Origin of the sequence: Nocardia sp. NPDC060259, assembly GCF_042728775.1 — a bacterium.
Lineage (GTDB): Bacteria > Actinomycetota > Actinomycetes > Mycobacteriales > Mycobacteriaceae > Nocardia.
Genome location: NZ_JBHXAY010000068.1, coordinates 33,191 through 39,755, shown reverse-complemented (window position 1 = coordinate 39,755; position 6,565 = coordinate 33,191). Strand labels below are relative to the sequence as shown.

The following is a 6,565-nucleotide window of genomic DNA, read 5'->3' as shown; positions in this document are numbered from 1 at the left end:
CCCGCTACGAGGAGCGGGCGCGCGCGAATCTGGCGGTGGAGCTGGCGCAGCTCACGGGATAGCGCTGCTCAGTGCAGACCCTGCGCGGCGGCCATCCTGGCCATCGCCTGCGGGCCGGGGTGGTACCGCACCCGGTAGCGGATCGGGAAGAGGCCGGGCACGGGCACCAGGTCGACTTCGGTGGCAAGCACGTGCCACGGCACGCCGAAGGTGGCGCCGGTGTCGACGTTGGTCAACGTGACATTGTGGGCGTGCGGTAGCAGGGTCGGGACGGTGTCGGTCCAGGGCGCGACGGTGGTTTCGATGCCGTCGGGGCCGCGGGTGTGTAGCAGTGTCGCGGCGTGGTCCTCGATGAGCTCCGCCTCGAGGTCGGCGCGGAGTCCGTCGTGCTGCATGGCGTACGCCTGGGCGGCCAGCGTCGATTCGGCGGACCGGATCGCGGGCCACGCCGGATGGTGCCTCGGCACCGTGAACGGGACGAGCCTGCCGTGCTCGTCGAGGGTGTAGGGCACCGGCGACACCGGGCGCACCGCGTCGTCGAACAACCCGCGCGCGACCTCGACCAGCTCACGCACCCGCTGCGGTGAGGTCGCGAAACCGACGAACACTCCGACATTGCCCGGCACGAAGACGATCGGCAGCGCACCGGCTTTCGCGCCGAGACCGGCGATCCAGCCCGCCGCGAGCGGCAGCGCGCCCGCGTACATCTCACCGTCCTCGTCGGCCAGGTACAGCACGCCCTCCGCCGGATCGAAGACATCGATGATCGCCGAGCCGAGTTCGGTCATGTTGGCGCGTGCGGTCTCGAACACGGTGTCCGCGTCGACGCCCCAGGTCGCCAGGTGTTGCGGCGTCACGGATTCCATCGACGCCGGATTGTCGATCACCACCCGTTCCATCAGGCAGGGGAGCAGCGGTCGCCAGAGGGTGTTCTCGGCGATCGACAGGCCCTGCACCCGCGCCGCCAGTTCGCCTGCCTGCCGGATCACCGGTCGCAGACGTGGCGCGACGGCCGCCCAGGCTAGACCGGACGAGTCGTCGCCGAGATTGTCGATCAGGCGGTTCAGCTGGAACATCAGGACATCACCCGCGAGTTCCCGCGGTGCCGCGCTGACGGAACGGTACGGGGTGGCCAGGCCTATCCGTGCCCAGCCGCCCGCCGGGGTGGCGTACGTGATCGCGAACTCCGCCGCATCGAACTCGGCGGAGACGATGTCGGGGCGCGCCCGCACGATCGCCAGCGCCCACTCGCCGAACGCCGCGTAGTCGTCGGAATCGCTCCTCTGCTTTCCGAAAACGCCACTGAGAAAACCCATTCGAGCCCTGCTCCACTCCACTGTTGGCCCCTGACCCGGACGGGGCAACGATGCGCCGTCGCGATGCCACGGGGCCGGATCGCTGTCACGTTCTCCCGGGCGAGCCTCAGCAGAACGGGCGAACATTACCCGCATCGGGTGCGAATTGCACTGTGGGACAAAGAATCACGGCTTCGTCGTGGTCAGGTGGGCTGTCGGAGGCGTAGGTCAGCGGTGGAGCGCGCCGCTGGATTCGACGGCGGCGGAGATGAGTTCGGCGACGCCGCGCTGGCCGGCCAGGGTCGGGTGGTAGGGGAGCAGGGTCTGGTCGGCGACGAGCGGGTCGAACCAGCGCACGGCCGGGTCGGCGCACATGCCGAGTGCGGGCGAGGCCGCGATCGTGTCGATGTACACGGCGCCGTGCGCGGCCGCCTCGCGGGCGACGACGGTGTTGAGGCGGGCGAACTTGGACTGGATGTAGGCGGCGTCGGCGGGGAGCAGACCGAGCATGGCCGGGCAGCTCGTCTCGCCGAGGTAGGTCGGCCAGCCGTCGACGAAGATTCGCGCGTCGGGGGCGCGGCGGGCGATGTCGGCGAGTGCGGTGGCGTAGGCGGGGGCGATCGCGTCGATCTTGCGGTCCCACTCCGGATCCGCCGCCGCCGCGCAGCCGCCGGATGTCGCGGCCGCGTGGCAGCTCAGGATGTACTCGGTCATGTCGGCGTCGTTGGCGCCGATGTGCACGGTGACGATCTCGGTCGCGGGCCCCAGCGCGTCGAATTGCGGTCCGATACCGGGTGTTTGGGAGGCGTAGAGATCGGAGATCTTCGCGGAGCTGCAGGTGCGGTCGTCCAGGGCGAGGCCGAGGCGCTCGGCGACCAGCCGGGGAGCATTGTGGGTGGAGCGCACGCACCGCAGGGGCGCCCCGAGGTCGAGATTCGCGGCACCGGTGGTCGCGGCGCCGGAATCACCGAGTGCGACATAGGCCGTCCCGTTCGCGACCGGGGGCTCGGCCTGCGCCGGGACGAGCGGCAACGCCGCGAGCGTCGATGCCGCGGCGAGCGCGCGCAGGCTGTTCTTCATCGAACGGCGGGGATCCACATCGCGAAGAGTAAGGCTATGTGTCCCGCGCCACAACCTTCGCCGCCGACAGGACAAGGAAGCACCCGCCGGCTGTGTCGACGCACCCGCCGGGGCCAGGCTGACCTGCACCGGGTCCCGGCGGCCGTCGACGTCCGGTCCATCCGTCAGAGCGCAGTGAGCATCTCCGCGGCCAGTTTCGCCGAGGACGCGGGGTTCTGGCCGGTGTAGAGGTTGCGGTCGACCTGGATGTGCGGCGCCCACGGCTCGCCCTCGCGGTAGTCGACGCCAAGGGCGAGCAGGCGATCCTGCAGCAGCCACTTCGCCTTGTCGGCGAAACCCGCCTGGGTCTCCTCGGCGTTGCTGAACGCGGCGACGCGGTACCCGGCGAAGGGGGAGTCGCCGGTGGCGTCGGCGGTGGCGAGCAGGGCTGCGGGGGCGTGGCAGACGACGCCGAGCGGTTTGCCGGAGGCGAGGGCGTCGGTGAGAAGTTTGCCGGAGACGGGGTCGACGGCGAGGTCTTCCATCGGGCCGTGGCCGCCGGGGTAGAAGACAGCGTCGTAGTCGGCGAGGTCGACGTCGGCCAGCGAGATCGGCTGCCGCAAGGCGGTGGCGCCGGACAGGACATCGGCGACGGCGGCCGCACCGTCGGCGCCGCCGTTCGCGTCGGCGGCCAGGCTCGCCTGGTCGACCGTCGGGACCACGCCGCCCGGGGTCGCCACCGTGACGAGGTGGCCCGCGCCGGTGAACGCCTCGTAGGGCGCGGCGAACTCCTCGGCCCAGTACCCGGTGGGGTGCTCGGTGCCGTCCGCGAGGGTCCAGTGGTCGGCGCCGGTGAGGACGAACAGGATGTGTGCCATCGGATTCCTTACTCCAGTTCAACGGGTTTCGTGACGACCGGTCGTAGTTCCCACGCTAGGGACAGTGGCATTTCCTGACCAATAGACTGGTCGATATGAGACATAGGCCAGCCGATGGCTCGATGGATCTGGTGCAGCTTCGGACGTTCCTCGCGGTGTATCGAACCGGATCGCTCACCGCGGGCGCCGCGCAGGTCGGCCTGTCCCAGCCGACCGTGACCACGCAGATCCAGGCGCTCGAACGGCACCTGGGCAGGCCGTTGTTCGAGCGCCTGCCCCGCGGGGTGACCCCGACGGCCGCGGGCCACGAGCTGGCGGCACGGGTGAGCGCCCCGCTCGACGCACTGGAGTCGGTCGTCGTCGGCGCGGGCACCGACCATCCGCCGCCGCCCGAACCGCCGGTGCTGCTCGGCGGTCCGGCCGAGATGCTGGCCGCGCAGGCGCTGCCCGCGCTCGCGCCGCTGATCGCCGACGGTGTGCGGCTCACCGTCACCAGCGGGCTCACCGACGACCTTCTGGCCGAATTGCGTTCGGGGGCACTGGATCTGGTCGTCGCGACCGCCCGTCCGCGCGGCCGGGCCGTCCTCGCCGAACCACTCTTCGACGAGGAATTCCTGCTCGTCGCCGCACCCTCGGTGGCGCACGGCATCGACACCGGCCGCCTGCGCGCCGACGGTCCCGCCGCGCTCGACGGGATCCCGATCGTCAGCTATGCCGCGGATCTGCCGATCCTGCGCCGGTATTGGCGGCACGTGTTCGGGACCCGCCTGGAGACCGAACCGGCGCTGATCGTCGCCGATCTGCGCGCGGTGCTGGCCGCGGTGCTCGCCGGCGCCGGGATCAGCGTGCTGCCCCGCTACCTGTGCGCCGGGGAACTCACCGCCGCCACCCTGGTGACGCTGCTCGACCCCGCCGACCCCCCGATCAACACCGGGTTCCTGGCCCGCCGGGTCGGCGCCCCACCCCGCCCGCACGTCGAACTGGTCCGCGCGCGGCTGACGGAAGCGGCCCGCGAGTGGTGACCCCGGTATTCCGGGAACACGCGCACCGGATCGGTGGTTGACCGAGCACATGACGACACTCGGATTGATCGGCAGCGGCAATATCGGATCGACTGTGGCGCGACTGGCGGTAGCCGCCGGAATCGACGTGGTACTCAGCAACTCTCGCGGACCGGAGACACTCGCCGACCTCGTCGCCGAGCTGGGCCCGCGGGCCAGGGCGGCGACACCGGCCGAGGCCGCGGCCGCCGGTGATCTCGTCGTGGTGACCGTGCCGTTGAAGGCGTATCAGCAGGTGCCGGTGGCACCGCTGGCGGGCAAGGTCGTCCTCGACACCAACAACTACTACCCCGAGCGCGACGGCGCCATCGCCGAACTCGACGCCGACACCGTCACCACCAGTGAACTGCTGCAGCGGCACCTGCCCGAGTCCCAGGTTGTCAAGGCGTTCAACAACATCTACTTCGAGCATCTGGCCGAACTGGCACGTCCCGCGGGCGCGGCCGACCGCTCGGCGCTGCCCGTCTTCGGTGACGACCCGGCCGCGAAGATCGCCGCCGCGCACCTGATCGATGCCCTCGGCTACGACGTCGTCGACGGTGGCACTCTCGCCGAGAGCCGTCGCTCCCAGCGCGACACCCCGGTCTATGTCCATCCGTACGCCGTCGCCTGGGATTCGTGGCCGCCGTCGGCCGCCACCACCGGAGACGCCGCGACGGTGCGGGCCGCGTTGGCCGCCGCCGAAGTCTGACCCCGGGGATCGTCTACCTGCGTAGATGCTTGACATGCAAGCTAGCGCTTGCCTATTGTTCGAGGGGAGACGACGGGAGGAGCGCGCGCCGTGACCGATATTTTCCTGGCACTCGCGGATTCGACGCGGCGCGCGCTCCTCGACGAACTGGCGGACCGGGACGGACAGACCCTGTTCGAACTGTGCGCCAAGCTCGCCACCAAACACGGGATCAGTTCCTCGCGGCAGGCGATCACCCAGCATCTGGGAATGCTCGAAGCCGCCGGACTCGTGACCACCCGTCGTGCAGGCCGCTACAAGTTCCATCACGCCGATTTCACGCCGTTGCGCGCGGTGTCGGAGCGATGGCCGATCCCCCAGGAGGACACATGATCCGCATCGGTGTGACCAGCATCTTCGTCGACGACCAGGACAAGGCCGAGAAGTTCTACACCGACATGCTCGGCTTCCAGGTCAAGGACCGGGTGCCGATCGGCGAGTACTACTGGCTGACGTTGGTCTCGCCCGCCGACATCGACGGCACGCAACTGCTGCTCGAACCCGATCAGAACCCGATCGCCCAGAACTACAAGACCGCCCTCACCGCCGACGGCATCCCGTGCATGATCTTCACCGTCGACGATCTCGACGCCGAATACCGCCGCCTGCTCGACCGCGGCGTCCTGTTCACCCAGCCGCCCCAGCCGATGGGCGAGGTCACCACCGCCGTCTTCGACGACACCTGCGGCAACCTCATCCAGCTGATGGGCGCACCCGCTACCGCGTGATGATGAGAAGTTCGGTGGGAGAGGCGATCTCGGTGCGCAGTCCGGCCTTGGTCGCCACCCGCGCCACCGCGCGGAGATCGGTCGGCTCGGCCCTGGTGAGGATAAGAGCGCGGGCCAGCAGGCCCTTGTGATGCTTGTTGAAGTGGCTGACCACCGTGCGTGACCCGTCGGGGTGCTCGGTGAGGACGTTGGCGGTGATCGCGTCGGGGACCCGGCCCAGCTGCTGGTAGGTGCCCGAGCGCAGGTCGATGACGAGCTCGCCGGCGGCCTCCGCGTAGAGGGCGTCGGGCAACACGTCGCGCCACAGCGCCGACAGTGTCGGCAGGCCGGGGAGTTTCGTGCCGCCGGAGAGGCGGTAGGCCGGGATCGGGTCGCTCGCGCGGACGGCGCCGAACAGGGCCGAGCCGATGCCGAGGCGCGCGTACGCCTTCGCCCGCTGCGCCTTGGTGAACGACTTCGCGTCCAGCGCGTCGTAGAGGACGCCGGTGTAGCGCTCCAGCGCGGGCCGGGTCGGCGAGGTGCGCAGGCTCGCGTTGCGGGCGATCTCGGCGTCGGCGCCCTTGCCGAGGCCGAGCGCGGCGGTCGCGGCGGCCGGGTCGGCGGCGAGCTGCACCACCTCGGTGACCAGCTTGTCGCGCACCGCGGTGAGCTGCGGCATCGCCAGATCGGCCAGGTCGAGGGGCGCGCCCGTTCCGCCGTCGGACTTGGTTTCGGAGGGAGGCAGCAGCACCAGCACGATCGCCTACGGTACCGGCGTCGTCGGCCGGCGCGGTCGCTGGTGGCCCCGCAACCGTTATCGGCTTGCGCGGCGCCC

The 6,565-nt window shown here is 70.6% G+C and carries 8 protein-coding genes; 4 read left to right on the top strand and 4 right to left on the bottom strand.

Annotated elements, in window-relative coordinates; translation table 11 throughout:
• Positions 1 to 68 precede the first annotated feature (68 nt).
• The 3 genes from ACFWF2_RS22770 to ACFWF2_RS22760 all read right to left on the bottom strand — a co-directional run bounded on the left by ACFWF2_RS22770 (position 69) and on the right by ACFWF2_RS22760 (position 3,232).
• Positions 69 to 1,316 (bottom strand): hypothetical protein, encoded by a 1,248-nt coding sequence (locus tag ACFWF2_RS22770; RefSeq protein ID WP_379309449.1) that lies wholly within the window; start codon positions 1,314 to 1,316, stop codon positions 69 to 71.
• A 207-nt stretch (positions 1,317 to 1,523) separates the two neighbouring features.
• Positions 1,524 to 2,393, bottom strand: a complete 870-nt coding sequence (locus ACFWF2_RS22765) for an SGNH/GDSL hydrolase family protein (protein WP_379309448.1) — start codon at positions 2,391 to 2,393, stop codon at positions 1,524 to 1,526.
• 146 nt (positions 2,394 to 2,539) lie between these two features.
• The gene (locus ACFWF2_RS22760; RefSeq protein ID WP_379309447.1) at positions 2,540 to 3,232 is read right to left on the bottom strand and encodes a type 1 glutamine amidotransferase domain-containing protein; all 693 of its coding nucleotides are present in this window, start codon (positions 3,230 to 3,232) and stop codon (positions 2,540 to 2,542) included.
• Positions 3,233 to 3,327: 95 nt separating this feature from the next.
• On the opposite strand from ACFWF2_RS22760, the gene ACFWF2_RS22755 reads away from it, so the two are divergent.
• The 4 genes from ACFWF2_RS22755 (at position 3,328) to ACFWF2_RS22740 (ending at position 5,751) form a co-directional block, all read left to right on the top strand.
• Positions 3,328 to 4,254 (top strand): LysR family transcriptional regulator, encoded by a 927-nt coding sequence (locus tag ACFWF2_RS22755; RefSeq protein WP_379309446.1) that lies wholly within the window; start codon positions 3,328 to 3,330, stop codon positions 4,252 to 4,254.
• Between the two features lie 49 nt (positions 4,255 to 4,303).
• Positions 4,304 to 4,984 carry an NADPH-dependent F420 reductase gene (locus tag ACFWF2_RS22750; protein WP_379309445.1) on the top strand — a complete coding sequence of 227 codons (681 nt, stop codon included), beginning with the start codon at positions 4,304 to 4,306 and terminating at the stop codon, positions 4,982 to 4,984.
• A 90-nt stretch (positions 4,985 to 5,074) separates the two neighbouring features.
• Positions 5,075 to 5,356, top strand: a complete 282-nt coding sequence (locus ACFWF2_RS22745; protein ID WP_379309444.1) for an ArsR/SmtB family transcription factor — start codon at positions 5,075 to 5,077, stop codon at positions 5,354 to 5,356.
• The gene (locus ACFWF2_RS22740; protein WP_379309452.1) at positions 5,356 to 5,751 is read left to right on the top strand and encodes a VOC family protein; all 396 of its coding nucleotides are present in this window, start codon (positions 5,356 to 5,358) and stop codon (positions 5,749 to 5,751) included. The genes ACFWF2_RS22745 and ACFWF2_RS22740 overlap by 1 nt, the downstream gene beginning before the upstream one ends.
• Here the strand turns inward: ACFWF2_RS22740 and yaaA are convergent.
• Positions 5,741 to 6,487 (bottom strand): peroxide stress protein YaaA, encoded by a 747-nt coding sequence (gene yaaA, locus ACFWF2_RS22735; RefSeq protein ID WP_379309443.1) that lies wholly within the window; start codon positions 6,485 to 6,487, stop codon positions 5,741 to 5,743. The two genes, ACFWF2_RS22740 and yaaA, sit on opposite strands and share 11 nt — an antisense overlap.
• Positions 6,488 to 6,565 lie beyond the last annotated feature (78 nt).

Coding starts and splice junctions, on each gene's coding strand:
- ACFWF2_RS22770 (WP_379309449.1), bottom strand. CDS start 1,316: ATGGGTTTTCTCAGTGGCGTTTTCGGAAAGCAGAGGAGCGATTCCGAC.
- ACFWF2_RS22760 (WP_379309447.1), bottom strand. CDS start 3,232: ATGGCACACATCCTGTTCGTCCTCACCGGCGCCGACCACTGGACCCTC.
- ACFWF2_RS22755 (WP_379309446.1), top strand. CDS start 3,328: ATGAGACATAGGCCAGCCGATGGCTCGATGGATCTGGTGCAGCTTCGG.
- ACFWF2_RS22750 (WP_379309445.1), top strand. CDS start 4,304: ATGACGACACTCGGATTGATCGGCAGCGGCAATATCGGATCGACTGTG.